Source organism: Embleya sp. NPDC059237 (assembly GCF_042754105.1).
Classification (GTDB): domain Bacteria; phylum Actinomycetota; class Actinomycetes; order Streptomycetales; family Streptomycetaceae; genus Embleya.
This window is the reverse complement of sequence record NZ_JBHZAE010000008.1, coordinates 108,368-127,127: the sequence shown is the minus strand read 5'-3', so window position 1 is coordinate 127,127 and position 18,760 is coordinate 108,368. Positions and strand designations below refer to the sequence as shown.

The 18,760-nt window shown below is 72.5% G+C and carries 16 protein-coding genes; 12 read left to right on the top strand and 4 right to left on the bottom strand.

The features are described from left to right. Positions 1 to 7 precede the first annotated feature (7 nt). The 11 genes from ACFXKZ_RS25330 (at position 8) to ACFXKZ_RS25280 (ending at position 13,344) form a co-directional block, all read left to right on the top strand. Positions 8 to 1,204: a molybdopterin molybdotransferase MoeA gene (locus tag ACFXKZ_RS25330; protein ID WP_380003276.1), complete on the top strand. Its 1,197-nt coding sequence runs from the start codon at positions 8 to 10 to the stop codon at positions 1,202 to 1,204. Then, entirely contained in the window at positions 1,201 to 2,349 is a 1,149-nt protein-coding gene (locus ACFXKZ_RS25325; RefSeq protein WP_380003275.1) for a potassium channel family protein, read from the top strand. Before ACFXKZ_RS25330 ends, ACFXKZ_RS25325 begins: the two co-directional genes overlap by 4 nt. A 9-nt stretch (positions 2,350 to 2,358) precedes the next feature. Then, entirely contained in the window at positions 2,359 to 3,339 is a 981-nt protein-coding gene (locus tag ACFXKZ_RS25320) for an NAD(P)H-quinone oxidoreductase (protein ID WP_380003274.1), read from the top strand. A gap of 116 nt (positions 3,340 to 3,455) precedes the next feature. Further along, positions 3,456 to 4,169, top strand: a complete 714-nt coding sequence (locus ACFXKZ_RS25315; RefSeq protein ID WP_380003273.1) for a hypothetical protein — start codon at positions 3,456 to 3,458, stop codon at positions 4,167 to 4,169. A 144-nt stretch (positions 4,170 to 4,313) separates the two neighbouring features. Continuing rightward, positions 4,314 to 5,120, top strand: a complete 807-nt coding sequence (locus tag ACFXKZ_RS25310; protein ID WP_380003272.1) for a hypothetical protein — start codon at positions 4,314 to 4,316, stop codon at positions 5,118 to 5,120. A 132-nt stretch (positions 5,121 to 5,252) separates the two neighbouring features. After that, positions 5,253 to 5,831, top strand: coding sequence for a PadR family transcriptional regulator (locus ACFXKZ_RS25305; RefSeq protein ID WP_380003271.1), 579 nt, complete (start codon positions 5,253 to 5,255; stop codon positions 5,829 to 5,831). Next, positions 5,828 to 6,589 carry an ABC transporter ATP-binding protein gene (locus tag ACFXKZ_RS25300; protein ID WP_380003270.1) on the top strand — a complete coding sequence of 254 codons (762 nt, stop codon included), beginning with the start codon at positions 5,828 to 5,830 and terminating at the stop codon, positions 6,587 to 6,589. The genes ACFXKZ_RS25305 and ACFXKZ_RS25300 overlap by 4 nt, the downstream gene beginning before the upstream one ends. Then, positions 6,586 to 9,438: an FtsX-like permease family protein gene (locus tag ACFXKZ_RS25295; RefSeq protein WP_380003269.1), complete on the top strand. Its 2,853-nt coding sequence runs from the start codon at positions 6,586 to 6,588 to the stop codon at positions 9,436 to 9,438. The genes ACFXKZ_RS25300 and ACFXKZ_RS25295 overlap by 4 nt, the downstream gene beginning before the upstream one ends. A 27-nt stretch (positions 9,439 to 9,465) precedes the next feature. Beyond that, complete coding sequence (locus tag ACFXKZ_RS25290) at positions 9,466 to 9,999, top strand: bacterial proteasome activator family protein (RefSeq protein WP_078976350.1); 534 nt, start codon at positions 9,466 to 9,468, stop codon at positions 9,997 to 9,999. A 217-nt stretch (positions 10,000 to 10,216) separates the two neighbouring features. Beyond that, on the top strand, positions 10,217 to 11,362 hold the full coding sequence (locus tag ACFXKZ_RS25285) for a protein kinase (RefSeq protein WP_380003267.1): 1,146 nt from the start codon (positions 10,217 to 10,219) through the stop codon (positions 11,360 to 11,362). 410 nt (positions 11,363 to 11,772) lie between these two features. After that, positions 11,773 to 13,344 carry a protein kinase gene (locus tag ACFXKZ_RS25280; protein ID WP_380003266.1) on the top strand — a complete coding sequence of 524 codons (1,572 nt, stop codon included), beginning with the start codon at positions 11,773 to 11,775 and terminating at the stop codon, positions 13,342 to 13,344. Between the two features lie 85 nt (positions 13,345 to 13,429). Here the strand turns inward: ACFXKZ_RS25280 and ACFXKZ_RS25275 are convergent, their stop codons facing one another. The 4 genes from ACFXKZ_RS25275 to ACFXKZ_RS25260 form a co-directional block, all read right to left on the bottom strand. Then, complete coding sequence (locus ACFXKZ_RS25275; RefSeq protein WP_380003265.1) at positions 13,430 to 14,404, bottom strand: phosphotransferase; 975 nt, start codon at positions 14,402 to 14,404, stop codon at positions 13,430 to 13,432. 169 nt (positions 14,405 to 14,573) lie between these two features. Continuing rightward, the gene (locus ACFXKZ_RS25270) at positions 14,574 to 15,377 is read right to left on the bottom strand and encodes an HAD family hydrolase (protein ID WP_380003263.1); all 804 of its coding nucleotides are present in this window, start codon (positions 15,375 to 15,377) and stop codon (positions 14,574 to 14,576) included. A gap of 157 nt (positions 15,378 to 15,534) precedes the next feature. Beyond that, positions 15,535 to 16,422, bottom strand: coding sequence for an LLM class flavin-dependent oxidoreductase (locus tag ACFXKZ_RS25265; protein ID WP_380003262.1), 888 nt, complete (start codon positions 16,420 to 16,422; stop codon positions 15,535 to 15,537). A 50-nt stretch (positions 16,423 to 16,472) separates the two neighbouring features. Next, on the bottom strand, positions 16,473 to 17,072 hold the full coding sequence (locus ACFXKZ_RS25260) for a TetR/AcrR family transcriptional regulator (RefSeq protein ID WP_380003261.1): 600 nt from the start codon (positions 17,070 to 17,072) through the stop codon (positions 16,473 to 16,475). Positions 17,073 to 17,273: 201 nt separating this feature from the next. On the opposite strand from ACFXKZ_RS25260, the gene ACFXKZ_RS25255 reads away from it, so the two are divergent. Then, complete coding sequence (locus ACFXKZ_RS25255; RefSeq protein ID WP_380003529.1) at positions 17,274 to 18,665, top strand: MFS transporter; 1,392 nt, start codon at positions 17,274 to 17,276, stop codon at positions 18,663 to 18,665. The last annotated feature ends 95 nt before the right edge of the window (positions 18,666 to 18,760 follow it).

The following is an 18,760-nucleotide window of genomic DNA, read 5'->3' as shown; positions in this document are numbered from 1 at the left end:
TCGGACCGTGCCGCGCCCCGAACCGCATGCGCCGGTGCCGTCGGCGCTCGGCTGGCCGGAGGCGCGGGCCACCGCGCGCGCGGCCGGACGACCGCTGCCCGCGGTCTCGCGCACCCTGCATCACGCGCGCGATCACGTGCTGGCCCGGCCCATCGTCGCGCTCACCGACCTGCCCTCCTTCGACACTTCCGCGATGGACGGCTGGGCGGTCGCGGGTCCCGGGCCGTGGCGGGTGCGCGGCCGGTTGCTCGCGGGCGACTCGGGCGGGGAGATCGGGGTGATGCGCGACGGGGACGCGGTGGAGATCGCCACCGGCGCGCGGGTGCCGCACGGGGCCACCGCCGTGCTGCGCAGCGAGCAGAGCCGGGTCGAGGGCCGCACGCTCTTCGCCGACGCGCACATCCAGCAGGGCACCGACATCCGCGCGTGCGGGCAGGAGTGTCGACGCGGCGACGAACTGCTGCCGGCGGGCACCACGGTCACCCCCGGGGTGACCGGCCTGGCCGCCGCGTCCGGCTACGACGAATTGGTCGTGGTGGACCGGCCGCGGGTGGAACTGCTGGTGCTCGGCGACGAGTTGCTGGACTCCGGGCTGCCTCGGGAGGGCCGGATCCGGGACGCGCTGGGCCCGCTGATCACGCCGTGGTTGCGCACCCTGGGCGCCGATCTGCTGCGGGTGCGCCGGGTCGGGGACAACCCGGACACGCTGCGCGCCCACGTGAGCGGGTCGCGCGCCGACGTGGTGATCACCACCGGCGGTACCGCCGACGGGCCGCGCGACCACGTGCACGGGCTGCTCGCCGAGTTGGCCGCGGACGTCCTCGTGGACGGCGTCGCGGTTCGCCCCGGGCATCCGATGTTGCTCGCCCACCTGCCGGGTGAACGCCCCGGCGCCGGGCGGTATCTGGTCGGCCTGCCGGGCAATCCGCTGGCCGCGGTCGCCGGCATGCTCACCCTCGCGGTGCCGCTGCTGCGCCGGTTGTCCGGGCGGCCCGAACCGCGCCCGCGCCGGATCCGGGCCGGCGCCGACATCGCCGGTCACCCGCACGACACCCGCCTGGTGCCGATGCGCGGGGATCGGCCGCTGGCCTTCGCCGGACCGGCGATGTTGCGCGGGCTCGCGGTCGCCGACCGGATTGCGGTGGTACCGCCGGGCGGGGTGCGCGCGGGCGATCCGGTCGAGGTGCTGGCGGCGCCCCGGTGAGGACGGTGCGTGTTCCCGACGACCGCCCGGCCGATCGGCGCGGGCCGCGCGGCGCGCTGACCCGGCCGCTGCCGACGCTGCGCAAACGACCCGAGGGGCCGGCGGGCATGGCCGGTCAGGCCGGCGCGAGCGTACACATCCCCAAGGACCGACCCGGGCCGCTGGCACAGGTGTTGCGCCGATTCGGGATGGCGCTGCTGGTGTTGGCGTTGACGATCCTGATCGTCTACGCCGACAGCGACGGCTATCGCGACGCGGTGGACGACCACGTCTCGTTCCTCGACGCGGTGTACTACGCGACGGTCACCCTCTCCACCACCGGCTACGGCGACATCACCCCCGCGAGCGACGGCGCCCGCCTGGTGAACGTGGTGCTGATCACCCCGCTGCGGGTGGTCTTCCTGATCATCCTGGTCGGCACCACCCTCGAGGTGCTCACCGAGCGCACCCGGGAGCAGTTGCGGCTCAACCGTTGGAGGTCCACGTTGCGCGACCACACCGTCCTGGTCGGCTACGGCACGACGGGATACAGCGCGGTGCACACCTTGATGGCGCAGGGCGTCTCGCGCGAGAACATCGTCGTGGTCGACTCCGACCCCGAGGCGGTCGCCGAGGCGAGCGACGACGACCGGCTCGTGGTGGTCTCCGGCGACGCGACCCGGGCGGAGGTGCTGCGCCGGGCCGAGGTCGAGCGGGCGCGGAACATCATCGTGTCGGTCAACCGGGACGACACCGCGGCCCTGGTCACGCTGACCGCACGGCAGTTGAACCGGCGCGCGTGGATCGTGGTTGCCGTGCGCGAGGACGAGAACGCGCCGCTGATCCGGCAGAGCGGTGCCGATTCGGTGGTCACCACCGCCAGCGCCGCGGGCCGGCTGCTCGGGGTCTCCATGCTCAGCCCGAACGTGGGCGAGGTGATGGAGGACCTGATGCACTACGGCGAGGGCATGGACCTGGTCGAACGGCCGCTCGAGAAGCACGAGAAGGGCAGGTCGCCGGGCGAGTGCGGCGATCTGGTGGTGGCGGTGGTGCGCGGACACCGCACGCTGCGGCACGACGATCCGGAGGCGGCGGTGCTCGGCGCGGGTGACCGACTCGTGGTGATCAAGACCCATAAGCCCCGTCCCAAGCCGGGTGACTCATAGGCTGGAGACATGTACGCCATCACGATTGCCGAGCCGGGCGGACCCGAGGTACTGACCTGGGGCGAGGTCCCGGACGAGAAACCCGAACCCGGCGAGGTTCTGGTGGAGGTGGCCGCCACGGCGGTCAATCGGGCCGACCTGATGCAGCGACAGGGGTTCTACCGCCCGCCGCCGGGCGCCTCCGAATACCCCGGTCTGGAGGCGTCGGGCCGGATCGTCGAGGTCGGCGCGGGCGTGTCCGGCTGGGCCGTGGGCGACGAGGTGTGCGCGCTGCTCGCGGGCGGCGGCTACGCCGAGCGGGTGCGGGTGCCCACCGGCCAACTGCTCCCGGTGCCCGAGGGGGTGGACCTGATCTCGGCGGCGGCGCTGCCCGAGGTGGTCTGTACGGTCTGGTCGAACGTGTTCATGGTGGCCCACCTGCGCAAGGGCGAGAACTTCCTGGTGCACGGCGGATCGAGCGGCATCGGCACGATGGCGATCCAACTGGCGAAGGTGGCCGGCGCGCGCATCCTGACCACCGCCGGATCGGCCGCCAAGCTGGAGCGCTGCCGCGAGTTGGGCGCCGACGTGACCATCGACTACCGCGGCGAGGACTTCGTGGCCCGGGTCGCGGAGGCCACCGGCGGCGCCGGGGTCGACGTGATCCTGGACAACATGGGCGCGAAGTACCTCGACCGCAACGTGGACGCGCTCGCGGTGAACGGGCGACTCGTGGTGATCGGGCTCCAGGGCGGCACCCGGGGCGAGTTGGACCTCAACAAGCTGCTGATGAAGCGGGCAGCGGTGGCCGCGACCTCGCTGCGGGCCCGGCCGATCGCGGAGAAGTCGGCGATCGTGGCGGCGGTGCGCGAGCACGTGTGGCCGCTGGTGGCGGCCGGCCGGGTCGTGCCGATCGTGGACCGGGTGATGCCGGTGGCCGAGGCGGCCGACGCGCACCGTGTGCTGGAGGAGAGCGGACACATCGGCAAGGTCGTGTTGCGGGTGCGCTGACGGGAGCCTGCCGGGGTGGGCCGATCTGCCGCCGGACGAATGAAAATCGGATGACCGGATCGGTGCGGCGTATGTCGCTGGATGGGTCTTTTGTCGATTTTCCTTAATCTGACGACATGCCTACCCCCGGCGGCTTCGCGCGTCGACTGGCTGCCGGGTGTGTGTTCGCGGCGGTCCACGTCCTCCCCGGCTTCGGCGTGCTCGCGAGCGCGGCGCCCGTACCCCCGCCGGCCCCGGTCGACGGATCGGCGTCGTCGGCGGAACGGGCCGTCGACGACGCGGGATCGACCGCGGGCCCGCGCGGTCGGGCGCCCGCCGCACCCGGGTTGCGGCCCGATCCGCCGGTGCCGCCGCAGGAGCCGGTGGTGCCCACCACGCCGGCCAAACCCGCGCCGATCACCGACGCGCCCACCCAACAGGAGTGGGACCGGCTGCTCGACCGGCTGGCCCGACACGGCGCCCGACCGGTGACCGACGAGTCGGGGCAGGCGGTCCTCGACGTCGAGCGGGAGCTCCTGCTCACCGGGGGGACCGAGGGTCTGGACGCGCTCCGATCCTGGGGGGCGGAGATCACCGGGGACGATCGACCCGGGGTGTACGCCGTGCGCTCCGGCGGGCGAGTCGTCGCGCGGTATCTGGTGGAGACCGAGCCGAACACCTCGACCGACGCCTCCGCCCCTGCCACCCCTCCGGCCTTCGGTGCGCCGCCCACCCTGCCCAGAACCGGCCCATCCGTTGTGAATTTGACTCTGATCGCCCTCGGAGGAGCCGGTATCGTCTGCGCCGGTGGACTGCTCGTCCGGTGTTCCCCTGCGCCGCGACGACGCTGAGCGGCGGGACGGGCGTCGGTCCCGCCGGGCAGACTGGGTGTCTGGCGCATCGCGGATGAAGGGTGCAGGCTCGTCGAGGATGCGGATCGGGATACGGGGTTACCTTCCGGCAACGTCCGTCCGATGGTGGGGGGAGGAGGCGTGATGTGGTCGATCCGCGGGTTTCACCGGCGGATTCCGCTGGGACCGACGATCATCGCGTTGGCCCTCATCACGCTGCTCGTGCTCACCAACGTCTGGGGCGCCGGCCCCGGGATCCGGGCCCGGCACGACGGGGCCGCGCCCAGTCCGGCCGACATCCCGCCGCAACTGCCCGCCCAGGACCAGAGCATCGAGGCCACCTCGACGCCGACCGATGGCACCACGCCCGCACCCGCCGGGCAGCCGAGCGCCGGTGGTCAGCGGGTCCCGGCGCCCACGGTGACGGTGACCGAGACGCCGGCCCCGCCGGCCGCGCAGGACAGCGGTTCCGGCAACCGGCCCGGGACCGGCGCCACATCGCCCCCGGTCGGCGAGCCCACCACCGGCGGATCGGGCGCCACCCCCACCACCGGCGGCGGTGATCCGGGCAGCCCGCCCCCGCTGGGTCAGCGTTTTCGGGTGACCGGCCTGCGGATCGTCGCGGACCGGGCGAACGGCTCCTACGTGTGGTGCAACGGGCTCGAACAGATACAGCTGATCGGGACCGTGCTCGTGGACGGGGTCGGCCCGGGCGACGTGGTCTATCAGTGGGTCTACGACAAGGTGCGGGTGTTCCCGCCGGACATCATGCGCTTCACCGGCTCGGGGCCGCGCCAGCAGAGCCTGTCCGTGCCCTGGCCGATCCCGCCGCAACTGCTCGGGGAGGTCAGCGGCGTGGTGCAACTGCTGATCCTGCAGCCGGTGGCCAACGCGCAGACCCAGCGCTACACGTTCGACTTCCGCTGCCGGGGCCCGTTCTCCGGCAACTGACCCCGCGCCGGCGCCCGGTGATCGGGTTTGTGTCGTAGGTCCCTCCCTTGCCCGGCGGCCGTTCCCGCCCGCCCCCGCTCTCGCGGGTGTCGGCCTTGCATGATGAGCATACCGGGTATACACATACTCGGTATGTCCATCAAACACGGCCTGCTCGCACTGCTCGATCAGGGTCCCCGGTACGGCTATCAACTCCGGAGCGAATTCGAGGCCCGGACCGGATCCACCTGGCCCCTGAACGTCGGGCAGGTCTACACCACGCTCGGCCGGCTGGATCGCGACGGCCTGGTCGCGCCCGACGGCGAGGACGCCGAAGGGCACGTCTTCTACCGGATCACCGAACCGGGCCGCGCCGAGTTGCGCGCCTGGTTCGACGCACCGGTCTCGCGCACCAACCCGCCCCGGGACGAACTCGCGATCAAGCTCGCGATGGCCGTCACCGTGCCCGGGGTCGACATCGCCACGGTGGTCCAGGGCCAACGCGCCCACACGCTGCGCGCGCTCCAGGACTACACCCGGCTCAAGACGCGCGCGGCCGAGGATGACTTGGCGTGGCAACTCGTCCTGGAATCGCTGATCTTCCACGCGGAGGCCGAGGTGCGCTGGCTCGACCACTGCGAGACCCGCCTGGCCCGCCGGGCCGCGGAGCGCGCGCCGGTCCCGGCGGTCGAGCAGTCCGTACCGCCGCGCAAGCGCGGAGCGCGCCGATGAACGGCGCCGAGCGCACGGACCCGGGGGCCGGCGCCATACCGGTCCTCGAACTCCGGTCGGTGGGCCGGATCCACGGCCGGGGCGAGGTCCGGGTGGAGGCCCTGGCCGAGGTGAACCTGAGCGTCGTACCGGGCGAGATGCTGGCCGTGATGGGACCCAGCGGGTCGGGCAAGTCGACCCTGCTGATGCTCGCCGGCGGACTGGACACACCCACCGGCGGCGCGGTCCTGGTCGAGGGGCAACCACTCGGCGCGCTCAATCGGCGCCGGATGGCCGCGCTGCGCCGGCGCCGCATCGGCTACGTCTTCCAGGACCTCAACCTGGTCCCGGCGCTGACCGCGGCGGAGAACGTCGCGCTGCCGCTCGAACTCGACGGCGCCTCGATCCGCCGGGCCCGGCAGGCCGCGCAGGCGGCACTGACCGAGGTCGGCCTCGAACACTTCGGCGACCGCTTCCCCGACGACATGTCCGGCGGCCAGCAACAACGCGTGGCGATCGCCCGGGCGTTGGTGGGCGAGCGCCGGCTGCTGCTGGCCGACGAGCCGACCGGCGCGCTCGACTCGACCACCGGCGAGGCGGTGTTGCGGGTGTTGCGCGGGCGCTGCGACGCGGGTGCGGCGGTGGTGCTGGTCACCCACGAGGCCCGGCACGCGGCCTGGGCGGACCGGATCGTGTTCCTGCGCGACGGCCGCCTGGTGGACGACACCGGTGCCGCGGCCTCCGCCGAGTCGTTGATCTCCCGAGGCGGTGCGCGATGAGCGTCGGCTCCTGGCGGGCCTGCCTGCGGATCGCCCGGCGGGACGCGCTGCGGGCCAAGGGACGCAGCGCCCTGATCGTCGCGATGATCGCCATCCCCGTGCTGGGGATGAGCGCGGCCGATGTGACCTGGCGCAGCGCGCAACTCGACACCGACGAGCTGATCTCGCGCACGCTCGGACAGGCGGACGCGCGGGTGAGCGACACCGCGCAGGAGCGCGGCTCGCGGATCCCCGGCCAACTCCCCACCGCGATTCTCCAGGACCCCGAAGGCAACGACTGGCAGACCGTCCCCCACGAGACGGCGTCGCCTCCCTCCCCATCCCCGCCCTCCGGCGCGCAGCCGGGGGGCGCGGCGGCGACCGGTACACCCGCGGCGGTGGACCCGGTCTCGGTGATACCGGGGATCACCGAGACCCTCACCGACCGCTTCGCCTACGTGATGGTGTCCACCGCGCACGGTCGAGGCAGCGTGATGTTCCGCGAGTTCGACTACGTGAAGCCGCTCGCGAAGGGCATTGTCCACCAACGCGAGGGGCGGGCCCCGGTCGCCCGGGACGAGGTGGTCGTCACCGAACGACTGCGCCGCTCGGCCGGGTACCGCGTCGGTGGAGAACTGACCGAGTTGGGTACCGGGCGCAGATACCGGATCGTCGGCACCGTCGACCTGCCGCAGGATCTGCGGGCGACCATGGTGTTTGCCGTGTCGGGCGCCCTGCTGGACGCCGTGTCCTCGGGCTCCGCGCCGAACGGGGGCACCACGGTGGAGACCGCCACGATGATCCGGATTCCCGGCGGCCTGCCCTGGAGCGGGGTCCTGGAGGCGAACCGGCGGGGAATCCTCGTCAGATCCGCCGCGGTGCTTCGGCATCCGCCGGCCGCGTCGGAGCAGCCGTTGCGGACCCCGCGACAGTGGGCCGGCTCGCACGCGCTCCGGCTCGGCGGCATCGGCCTGGGGCTCGGGCTGCTGGAGATGATCCTGCTGGCGGGTCCGGCCTTCGCCGTGGGCGCCCGCCGCAAGCGGCGCGAACTCGGGCTGATCGGCGTGGCGGGGGGTGGTCGCCGGCACATCGGCGGGGTGGTTCTCGGCGGCGGGCTGGTGCTCGGCACGGTCGGCGCGCTGCTCGGCACCTCGCTCGGCCTGGCGGTCGCGGCTGTGCTGCGCCCGTGGTTCGCCGAGCGCACCGGGCGACTGCTCGGCCACTACGACGTGCGCCCGCTCGAACTGCTCGGCATCGCCGGGGTCGGGGTCGCGATCGGTGTGCTCGCCGCGCTGATCCCGGCCTGGCTCGCGGCCCGCGAGGACATCGCCGCGTCGTTGACCGGCCGCCGCGGGGTTCGGCGCGGCTCGCGCCTGATGCCGATCGCCGGGACGACCGGTGTCGCGCTCGGCGCCGCGATCGCGCTGTACGGCGCGGACCGGGCGGACGAGACGATCATCGTCGTCGGGGTTGTGGTGGCCGAACTCGGCCTGGTCGCGTGTTGTCCGGCGCTGATCGGGCTGACCGCGCGGCTCGGCCGGTTCCTGCCGCTGAGCCCCCGGCTGGCGCTGCGCGACGCGGCCCGCAGCCGACCGCGCAGCGCGCCCGCGATGGCCGCGGTGATGGCGGCGGTGGCGGGTTCGGTGGCGGTGGCGGTGGTGTGGTCGAGTCAGACCGCCGACGAGCGCAACGCGTACCGCCCCAACGCCCTGACGAACCACGTCCTGGTCGGCATCCACGAGAGCGATCCCTTTCCCGGCCGGCCGGGTGCGCCGGTGACCGCCGGGCAGATCGAGGAGGTGCGCCGTGTGGTGGAGCGGACGCTGCCCGGCGCGAAGGGCGGTGCGCTCGGCTCGCTGACCGGGCCGTGTACCCCGGACCGGTCCGAGTGCGCCGGCTACCGGGTGCGGAAGCTGCCCGAGTTCCGGTGTCCGATCGAGGACGGCGGCGATCCGGCGCGGTGGCACGCCGATTCCAGATGCGCGTTCTCCTCGCCGGGCAACGGCTTTTTCCGATCGGTGGTCGGTGACGCCGACACGCTGCGCGAACTCACCGGTGCGCACGACCCGCGCGCGGCCGAGGTGTTGGCCCGGGGCGGCATCGTGCTGTTCGAGGACGGCTACATCGGCCCGGACGGCACGGCCGAGGTGGTCACGTACCGCAACGGTGCCGGCCCGGGCGGGATGTCGGTCATGGAGAAGCCGGACCCGGCGCGGCCCGTGGTGCGGCTGCCCGCAGTGGTGGTACGGGCGCCGTTCGGGTTGAGCAGTGGCATCTTCGCCTCCCCGGCGGCGGCGGCCACGCTCGGCGCGACCCCCGAACCGGCAGGTGTGGTCTACGACGCCGGGCGTTCGCCCTCGGACGCGCAGAAGCAGCGCCTGGAGGAGGACCTGGCCCGGATCTCCGACCGCACCTTCCTGTTCATCGAGCGCGGATTCCAGGGCAAGGACGACGTGCGCCTGCTGCTGCTCGCGGTGTTCGCGCTGGTCATCACCATCGGCGCGTCGGGAGTGGCCACCGGGCTCGCGCTCGCCGACGGCCGACAGGACCTGGCCACGCTCGGTGCGGTGGGCGCGCCACCGGGTGTGCGGCGTCGGTTGTCCGCTTTCCAGAGTGGGGTGATCGCCTTCCTGGGTACCGCGCTCGGCGTGGTCGTCGGGGTGCTCGCGGGGGTGGTCGTGCGTCGGGGTCAGCGCGCGGCCGTGTGGGAGAAGCTGCCCCCCGCCATCCAGGACAGGCTGCACGCTCCCACGGTGGCGGTTCCGTGGGCGCGGCTCGCGCTCGTGCTCGTCGTGCTGCCGCTGCTCGCGGGCCTGCTCGCGGCGCTTGTGACACGATCGCGTGCGGTGCTGCGCGGGAGGACGGCATAACCCTCCGGCGCTCCTAGGATGAGATGCATGGATACGCCGAACAGCGAAGCGAATGGTGAGAACCCGCAGGTGGTGATCGTCGGGCCGGATGGCATGGCGCTCGGCGGCGGCCTCGGTGAAGAGGGCGGTGAACTCGCGGTGACCGACATGGTGGAACAGCCCGCGAAGGTCATGCGCATCGGAAGCATGATCAAGCAGCTCCTCGAGGAGGTGCGTGCGGCTCCCCTCGACGAGGCGAGCCGGGTGCGCCTGAAGGAGATCCACGCCAGCTCGATCAAGGAACTGGAGAAGGGGCTCGCCCCGGAACTGGTCGAGGAGCTGGAGCGCCTGTCGCTTCCGTTCACCCACGACTCGGTGCCCAGCGAGTCCGAGCTGCGGATCGCGCAGGCACAATTGGTGGGATGGCTCGAAGGGCTGTTCCACGGCATCCAGACCGCGCTGTTCGCCCAGCAGATGGCGGCGCGCGCACAGCTGGAGACGATGCGTCGGGCGCTGCCGCCCGGCGTGGGACCCGGGGGACAGGGCGAGCCGCCGCACACCCAGTCGGGTCCGTATCTCTAGCCTTCGGCATCGTCCGTAGCCCTCGGGATCGTTCGGACGACGAGTCCGGACGCCCGTCGTCGCGGGGCGCACCGGGGCGGCGCCTGCCCGGCGCCGCCCCGGTGCGCTCGCGTCGGGTCTCTGACAGGCTGTCGGCGGTACGACGGGAGCGCTGTTCGGTAGGTCGACTCGCGGGGCCGTCGTGCCCGAGTCGTGAAGCGTGGAGGGCGGCCTGACGGTGACCGTTTCGGGGGACCCGGCTCGGGCGAGCGGGCGCGTCTTCGGTGGCGGGCGGTATCGCACCGGACGGCGGATCGGCGGCGGCGGGATGGCCGTGGTGCACGAGGCGCACGACCTGATGCTCGACCGGCTCGTCGCGGTCAAACGGCTGCGCAGCGACCTGGCCGAGGACACCGTCGCGCGTTCGCGCTTCGCCCGCGAGGCCGAGCACGCGGCCGCGCTGGATCATCCCACCATCGTCCGTGTGTTCGACACCGGCGCCGACCCCGGCGAGGACGGGGTCCTGGTGCCGTGGATCGTGATGGAGCTGGTGCGCGGGATCACCCTGCGCGACCTGCTGGAGGCGCACGGCCCGGTGCCCTGGCCGCGCGCGCTCGCGATCACCGCCAAGGTGCTCGACGCGCTGGAGTACAGCCACGATCGCGGCCTGGTGCATCGCGACATCAAGCCGGTCAACGTGATGATCACCCCGGACGGCGCGGTCAAGGTGATGGACTTCGGCATCGCCCGCGCCCTGTTCGTCACCGACGGCGCGCTGACCGACCCCGGTCGGATCATGGGCACCCCGCAATACTTCTCGCCCGAGCAGGCGTTCGGGCATCCCGCCTCCACCCGCAGCGACCTGTACTCGGTGGGCTGTCTGCTGCACGAGTTGCTGGTCGGCGTGCCGCCGTTCGACGGCGGTACCGCGGTGCACATCGCGTACCGGCACATGCGCGAGGACCCGACCCCGCCGTCGGCGTACCGCCCGGACCTGCCGGGAGCGGTCGACGACCTGGTGCTGCACGCGCTGCGCAAGGACCCGCACCTGCGCTTCGACACCGCCGGGCGGATGCGCGAGTCGGTGCGGCGGATCCTGCCGGAGAACGTCTGGGACTCGGTCCTGTACGGCGCGGGCGGCCCGCCGCCGGCCGGGCCGGGGCCGGCACCGACACCCGTGCCGATGGGGCACCGGCCGGGCCGCCCGCCGATCGGTGGTCCGCCGTGGGCGCGGGTGTTGTCCGGATTCGGGCCGCGGGCCCGTTCGGCGGGCGCGCACAGCGCGCCGGGCGGGCACGGTCGCCGGGCCGGCGCCGGTGCCGCGTTCGCGGCGACGGTGCTCGGCGTACTGGCCGTGCTCGCGTCCATCCTGATGTTGCGCTGAACCCGGAGCCGCGCCGAGCGGGTCGTCCGGCCCGGACGCCGGGTCGGTCCGGCCCGCGGAAGCCCTCGGCCGGGAATCCGGAATCCCGTTACCATGGCCTCTCCGCACCGGAGTACCGCCGATCCCGGTATCGTTTCGGGACTTGACGCGAGGATGCACCACATTTCATCAGCACATGGGCGCGGGCCCCAGCCCCGGCGCCACGTGAGGGGACTGTCGAGGATGATCGCCGAGTCCCCGGTCACAACCCCGACGCCCGAGACGGCGTGCCTTTGTGGCCGGCCGATCGTTGGAACCGTCGTGCTCCCCCGCTCCCGTGGTGTTTTCCGCTCCCCCCTGCTCGCGGCGGACCGTATCGCCACAGTTCGGCGGCCCCGAGCGGGTCGCCCCGACGCGCAGGGCGAGGAGCGATGACCGCGCCGCAGGGACCGGACGACCGCGAGGCGTCCGGCACACAGGTCAAGACGGTCGGATCCGGCCGCTACGAACTCGGTCGCCAACTCGGTCGAGGCGGCATGGCCGAGGTGCTGATGGCCCACGACGTGCGGCTCGGCCGTACGGTCGCGGTCAAGACGCTGCGCCCGGACCTGGCCCAGGACCCGGTCGCCCGCTCGCGGTTCGGCCGCGAGGCGCAAAACGCCGCGTCGCTGAACCACCCCGCGATCGTGTCCGTCTACGACACCGGCGAGGACCGGGTCGGCGACGAGCTGGTGCCGTTCATCGTGATGGAGTGCGTCGAGGGTCGCACCGTCCGGGAACTGCTCGGCGAAGGCAACCCGATACCGCTGGAACAGGCGCTGCGGGTCACCGAGGGGATCCTGGAGGCGCTGGAGTACAGCCACCGCCACGGCATCATCCACCGCGACATCAAGCCCGCGAACGTGATCATCACCAACTCGGGCGCGGTCAAGGTGATGGACTTCGGGATCGCCCGCGCGATGCACAGCGCGGCGACCACGATGACCCAGACCGGCATGGTGATGGGCACGCCGCAATACCTGTCGCCGGAACAGGCCCTGGGCCGGACCGTCGACGCGCGCAGCGACCTGTACTCCAGCGGTTGCCTGCTCTACGAACTGCTGGCGCTGCGTCCGCCGTTCAACGGGGACACCCCGCTGTCCGTGGTCTACCAGCATGTGCAGGACGATCCGCGCCCGCCGTCGATGATGGATCCGCGCGTGCCGCCGCACCTGGACGCGATCGCGTTGAAGGCGCTGGCCAAGAACCCCGACGATCGTTACCAGACGGCCGACGAGATGCGGATGGACATCCGCCGTGCGCTGGCCGGTCAGCAGGTGTCGGTGGCGGTTCCGCCGCGGGTGCCGACCCAGCAGGGTCAGCGGCCCGAGTTCGGCTCGTGGAGCCAGGTGGCCCCCGGGGCGACGGCGGTGTCGCCGCAGACCGGATCGGCCGAGGCCACCGCGGCGATGCCGCCGTTGGCGGGCCGGGCGGCGGGCGGCGGGCAACAACCGGGCGCCAACGACGGCGGCACCGGGCAACTGCCGATCGTGGCGCCCGCGTCGGAGCGGCCCAAGCGCAAGCTGCCGATCTATCTGGTGGCCGCGCTCGCGGTGGTCCTGATCGCGATCGGCGCGGTGTTCCTGGTCAAGGGTTTGCCGGGCGGCGGCGACAGTCCGTCGAAGACGGACGAGAAGCAGGGCGGCCAGACCACCGGCGGCGAAGGCGGGCAACCGGCGGCGTCGGTCGGTACCACCCCGGACACCAACAACAAGTCGACCCCGACCGCGCCGCCGAGCAGCCCGCAGCAGACCTGGCGGTCCACCTCGACGCCGACGAGCACGTGGCGGGATACGGGCGGGGCCTCGTCGGGGCAGACCCACGCGCCGAGTTCGCCGCCGCCCACCAAGCCGTCGGAGACCGGCAAGGCGACCTCGTCGGCCACCACGAAGCCCGGCGACAACACCTCGGGAAGTTCGGCCGGCGGCGGTACGCCGCCCGCGAGCAGCGGTACCACCAACTGACGTCCCAGGACGCGGAACCCGCGCGGGTCACCATCGGTGACGCGCGCGGGTTCTCGTCTTCGGGGAGCGGCGGCCACTCGACCGCTCAGCCCAGGAAGGCTTCCAGCACCTCGTCGTAGGACATCGTCCACCACACGATCAGCGCGGCGGAGGCGGGAAACAACGGGGCACAGCGCGGGTCGTGTTCGAGGTAGTGCCGGGTGAGCATCCAGAAGTCGTTCAGCCGCTCCCACCACAACCGGTGCACGGCGGCGGCGAGTTGGGTCGGCCCCGGATCCAGCATCGCCCGGTATCCGCCGACGAAGCCGCGCACCCTGTCGAGGTCGAGCGTGCCCGAGATGCGGTCGGTGAAGAAGATCAGCGCGGCCCGGACCAGTTCCTCGGTGTGGGGCAGCGCGGCGAGCCGGTCCCAGTCGATGATCGCCACCGGGTCGTTGCCCTGATAGAGCACGTTGAGCGGGTGGAAGTCGCCGTGTACGTAGCCCGTATGCGGTGCGTCGTGGTCACGAGGTCGCCGGTGTGCGTGCCGCAGCAGCAGCGCGCGCCGCTCGATCAGGCGCAGTTCGGCGAGCCGGTCGAAGGAGTCGCTGTCGGGTCGGGCCCGGATCCCGGTGAGCAGGCGCTCGATGGTGGCCAGGGATTCGTGCGGGTCGGCGGTGGGGACGAGGAGCGGCTGCTGGATGGGCGGCAGCAGGCGCGGCAGCGTGACATGTACGCCGCCGAGCAGCGCGCCCACCCGCGCACACCCCCGGGCGTCGAGTTCGGTGCCGCGCCGATGGATGCCGTCCACCCAGGGATACAGGGCGAACCAGCGGCCGCGCGAGGACAGTACGGTGCGCCCGCGCCGGTCGGTCACCGGTGCGATCGCGGGTATGCCGCAGGCGGCGAGCCGCTGCGTGGTCCGGTGCTGGAACCGGATCGTGTCGGGTCGTTGGTCCAGATAGTGCTTGAGAAACCAGCGTCCCCTGGTGGTGACGACCTCGTAGCCTCGGTTGAGCAGGCCCTCGGCGATGGGCCGGAACGAGAGAGCCTGGCCGACCCGATAGCGGTCGATCGTCACAGCCAGTGGGGACCCTGGCCGGGAGGGGGAGTACACGGCGTCAATCTATGTCACGGAAAGCAATCGGGTAACTACTCTGTGCAACCTTCACGCGTAAGCGTGTCTTCGGCGTCACGCGTTCGTGGAGCCGGTTGGTCCGTACACCGAAACCGGCCGCCATGCCGCCCTCTCAGCCGAACAACTTTTCCAATACCTCGGCCACGCCGTCGTCCTGATTGCTCCCGGTATGCCGGGTCACCGCCGCCAGTACGTCGGGATGGGCGTTGGCGACCGCGTAGGCCTGTCCGGCCCAGGCGAGCAGCGGCAGGTCGTTGGGCATGTCGCCGAACGCCACCACGTCCTCGGTCCGGATACCGCGCTGCGCGCAGAACCAGGCCAGCGTACTGGCCTTGCTGATGCCGAGGGCACTGATCTCGACGAGAGCGATCGAGGAAGAGTGGGTGAACTCCGCGTACGCTCCCGCCCGGTCGCGGGCCAGCGCGAGGAACACGTCCGGGTCGAGGCTGTGGTGTCGGGCGAGCAGCTTGAGCACCGGGCCGGTCAGCAACTCCTCGACCGGGCCCACCGCGTGCACGATCGACACGTCGCGTTCGAGTGCGGGATAGCTCGGCTCGTGCATGAAGCCGGTCTCGGTCTCCACCGCGAAGCTGACGTCGGGCACCGCCTCGCGCAACAGCCGGCTGACCTTGCGCGCGGCGGTGACGTCCATCGTGTGGGTGCCCACCACCCGCTCGCTGCGCAGGTCGTAGACCACCGCGCCGTTGCCGCAGATGGCCAGTCCGCGGTGGCCGGTGACGTCCGCGACGCGCTTCATCCAGCGGGGCGGGCGGCCGGTGACGAAGACCACCTCCGCACCCGAGGACTCGACCAGCTCCAGGGCGGCGAGCGTGCGCGCGGAGATGGACCCGTCGTCACGCACGATGGTGCCGTCGAGGTCGGTGGCCACTAGGCGTGGGCGATTCGTGATGGTCACGGGTACATCCTCGCTCGAAAACGATTCTCCACTCGCGGCGGTCCCCACCCCACCCGAGGCGGGACCGCCTCTGACGGAGCCGCAGAATTCGGGTCGGGTGGCCCGGAGCGAAGCGGAGGGACACCCGACCCCTCGCGAGCCGGAGCGAAGCGCCCGATCAATCGAGTTGCCGCAGCCCCTCCTGCGCGATGCGCTCGAACAGTGCCTGGTCGGCGGCGAAGATCGATTCGGGAACCGGCCAGTGGATCGCCAGCTCGGTGATGCCCAGTTCCCGGTAGCGCCCCGCGTAGTCGACGAACGCGTCCATCGAGTCGAGGGGGCGCTCCAGGGTCGAGCCCTGGAGGAGGACCCGCTCCAGCTCCTCCGGCTTGCGACCCTCGCTCGCGCAGATGTCGGACAGCCGGGCCAGTTGCTCGGCGATCACCTTCGGGCAGACCTCGGCCGGCACCCCCTTGGGGTCGCGGGTGTCCCCGTAGGTGATCCACCCCTGGCCGTGCCGGGCGGCCAGGCGCATGCCGCGCGGTCCGGTGGCCGCGAGGTAGATGGGTACCCGCGGCCGCTGCCGGCCGCCCGGGATCATCCGCACGTCCTCGGCGGTGTAGTAGGTGCCCCGGGAGGTCACGGCCGGCTCGGACAGCAGCCGGTCGAGCAGGGGGACGAACTCGGCGAGCCGATCCGCGCGCTCCCTCGGGGTCCACGGCTGCCCGCCCAGGGCGGTGGCGTCGAAGCCGTTGCCGCCCGCGCCGACCCCCGCGATCAACCGGCCACCGGAGATGTCGTCGATGGCCGCGAGGTCCTTGGCGAGGGTGACCGGATGGCGGAAGTTGGGCGAGGTGACCATCGTGCCCAGGCGCAGCCGCTCGGTGACCGCCGCGGCGGCGGTGAGGGTGGGGAGCGCGCCGAACCAGGTGTGCTCCCGGAAGCTGCGCCAGGACAGGTGGTCGTAGGTGTACGCGGCGTGGAAGCCCAGGTCTTCGGCCTGCCGCCAGATCTTTCGGCCTTCGGTCCAACGGTGGATCGGGAGGATCACGGTGCTCAAGCGCATCCGTCGACCATACGTGCCCGGTCGGGGCGACCCCACGGCCCGGCCCGCCGCTACCGTACGAACGCCCCCGCCCGGGTGGCCGTCTCGGCCGCCGCCGCCGCGCGGTCCGCGCTCGCCTCGTCGAGCGGGTCGCCACTGGCCAGGAGTCGGTAGTACAGCGGCGCCGACACCGCCCTGATCACCTCGTGTGGATCCGTGCCCACCGGCGCCTCGCCGCGTTCGATCGCGGCCGTCACGCAGGGCGCCCATTCGTCCACCCGCGTGGCGTAGAAGGCGTGCAGCGCCGCCGCGGCCCGGGCGTCGCAGGTCGCCGCCGCGATCACCGCTTTGAACAGCGCGCCCTGGCGCTCGTCCACCAGCGTGCGGCGGACCAGGTGTGCGTTGGACCGCAGGTCGCCCAGCAGTGAGCCGGTCTCGGTGCGCGACACCGAGCTGTCCGCCATCTCCACCAGCAGGTCCGCGACCAGGCCGGTGGCGCTGCCCCAGCGTCGGTACACGGTGGTCTTGCCGACCTCGGCGCGCTGTGCCACCTCGGCCAGGTCCAGCCCGGCGAAGCCCCGCTCGGCGAGCAGGTCCCCGGCCGCGCGCAGGACCGCCTCGCGTACCCGGGCGGTGCGTCCACCGGGGCGGACGGTGCCTTCCGATGTCATAACGGGACTCCTGTTCCATTAAGTCGATCCATCGTGCTACCTTCTGGGCATCTTAACGGGAAAGCAGACCCGTTAATACCTTGCCTTGGATTCGCTCGGGAGGCGCACATGTCCACGCTCGATCACCGCACCAGGCCCGTCGAGGCCCCACCCGTCACCCCGGTCGAGCCGACCGACGCGGCCGGCTCGACCGACGCCCGGATGACCGGGCAGCAGAAGCTGGTGCTGACCCTGCTGCTCGGCGCCCAGTTCATGATCGCGGTGGACTTCTCGATCCTGAACGTCGCGCTGCCGGTGGTCGGCGAGGGCCTGGGCTTCTCGCTGAACAACCTCCAGTGGGTGGCCACCGCGTTCGCGCTGACCGCCGCAGGATTCACCCTGCTGTTCGGTCGGGTGGCCGACCTGTTCGGCCGCAAGCGCCTGTTCCTGGGCGGCATGGCCCTGCTCGGCGCCTCCTCCGCCCTGGGTGGCTTCGCCATGTCCCCCGAGATGTTGCTGATCGCCCGGGTGCTCCAGGGGCTGGCCACCGCGGCGGTGACCCCCGCCGGTCTGTCGCTGCTGACCACCGCGTTCAAGGAGGGGCCACAGCGGGATCGGGCGCTGGGGCTCAACGGTGCGCTGATGTCGGCCGGCTTCACCGCCGGCGCGGTGCTCGGCGGGCTGCTCACCGATCTGCTGTCCTGGCGCTGGGCCTTCTTCGTCAACGTGCCCGTCGCCGCGCTGGTGCTGATCCTCGCGCCGTCCGCGATCACCGACTCGCGGCCGAGCGGGCGGCCCCGGCTCGACGTGCCCGGCGCGATCGCGGTCACCGGCGGTCTGCTGGCCCTGGTGTTCGGCCTCACCCAGGCGGGCGCCGAGGGCTGGGGGGAGCCCACCACGCTCGGCGCGCTGGTTTCCGGCGCGGTGCTCCTGGTCGCGTTCTGGTTCATCGAGCAGCGCTCCGCCTCGCCGCTGGTCCCGGTCGGCATCATGAAGCGCCGCACCGTGCTGTGGGGGAACATCACCGGCCTGATCGCCTTCGTCACCGAGACCTCGCTGGTCTTCCTGCTCACGCTCTACCTGCAGGAGGTCCTGGGCTACTCGCCGCTGGCCACCGGGCTCGCGTTCGGCGTCCTGGGCATCGGCACCGTGCTCGGCGGCACTCTCGGCGGCCGGGTGGTGGGCCGCTTCGGCACCCGCACCACGATCGTCGCGGGCGGCGTGGTCCAGGCCCTGGCCACCCTGTCGCTGGTCGCGCTCGGCAGTTCCGGCGGCTGGATCCCGCTGCTGCTCGCGGCCACCTTCGTCGGCGGGGTGGGCAACATGCTGATGATCGTCGGCTTCATGATCACCGCGACCTCCGGCCTGCCGGACGCCGAACAGGGCCTGGCCACCGGCCTGGCCACGATGACCCAGCAGGTCGGCATCACGATGGGCATCCCGATCATGAGCGCGATCGCCACCGCCCGGATGAGCTCGCTCGGCGACACCGGGCCCGACGCGGTGTTGTCCGGGGTCGCCGTAGCGATCCTGGTCGACGCGGCCCTGGTCCTGATCGGCGCCCTGCTCGCGGCGGTGTTCCTGGCGCCGCGCCGGGACCGCGACCGGGTCTGAGGGTGGGGGCGGACCGAGGTGGGGGCCGGGATCGGCCCTCACCTCGATTTCGCATGTGGTGTGCAGCTACTTGTAGGATGACTGGGCAATCCCAC

Excerpts from the sequence above, each read along its gene's own strand:
- ACFXKZ_RS25265 (WP_380003262.1), bottom strand. The coding sequence starts at position 16,422 with ATGCGCTTGAGCACCGTGATCCTCCCGATCCACCGTTGGACCGAAGGC.
- ACFXKZ_RS25290 (WP_078976350.1), top strand. The coding sequence starts at position 9,466 with ATGGATACGCCGAACAGCGAAGCGAATGGTGAGAACCCGCAGGTGGTG.
- ACFXKZ_RS25305 (WP_380003271.1), top strand. The coding sequence starts at position 5,253 with ATGTCCATCAAACACGGCCTGCTCGCACTGCTCGATCAGGGTCCCCGG.
- ACFXKZ_RS25260 (WP_380003261.1), bottom strand. The coding sequence starts at position 17,072 with ATGACATCGGAAGGCACCGTCCGCCCCGGTGGACGCACCGCCCGGGTA.
- ACFXKZ_RS25300 (WP_380003270.1), top strand. The coding sequence starts at position 5,828 with ATGAACGGCGCCGAGCGCACGGACCCGGGGGCCGGCGCCATACCGGTC.
- ACFXKZ_RS25315 (WP_380003273.1), top strand. The coding sequence starts at position 3,456 with ATGCCTACCCCCGGCGGCTTCGCGCGTCGACTGGCTGCCGGGTGTGTG.
- ACFXKZ_RS25255 (WP_380003529.1), top strand. The coding sequence starts at position 17,274 with ATGACCGGGCAGCAGAAGCTGGTGCTGACCCTGCTGCTCGGCGCCCAG.
- ACFXKZ_RS25320 (WP_380003274.1), top strand. The coding sequence starts at position 2,359 with ATGTACGCCATCACGATTGCCGAGCCGGGCGGACCCGAGGTACTGACC.
- ACFXKZ_RS25280 (WP_380003266.1), top strand. The coding sequence starts at position 11,773 with ATGACCGCGCCGCAGGGACCGGACGACCGCGAGGCGTCCGGCACACAG.
- ACFXKZ_RS25310 (WP_380003272.1), top strand. The coding sequence starts at position 4,314 with ATGTGGTCGATCCGCGGGTTTCACCGGCGGATTCCGCTGGGACCGACG.
- ACFXKZ_RS25295 (WP_380003269.1), top strand. The coding sequence starts at position 6,586 with ATGAGCGTCGGCTCCTGGCGGGCCTGCCTGCGGATCGCCCGGCGGGAC.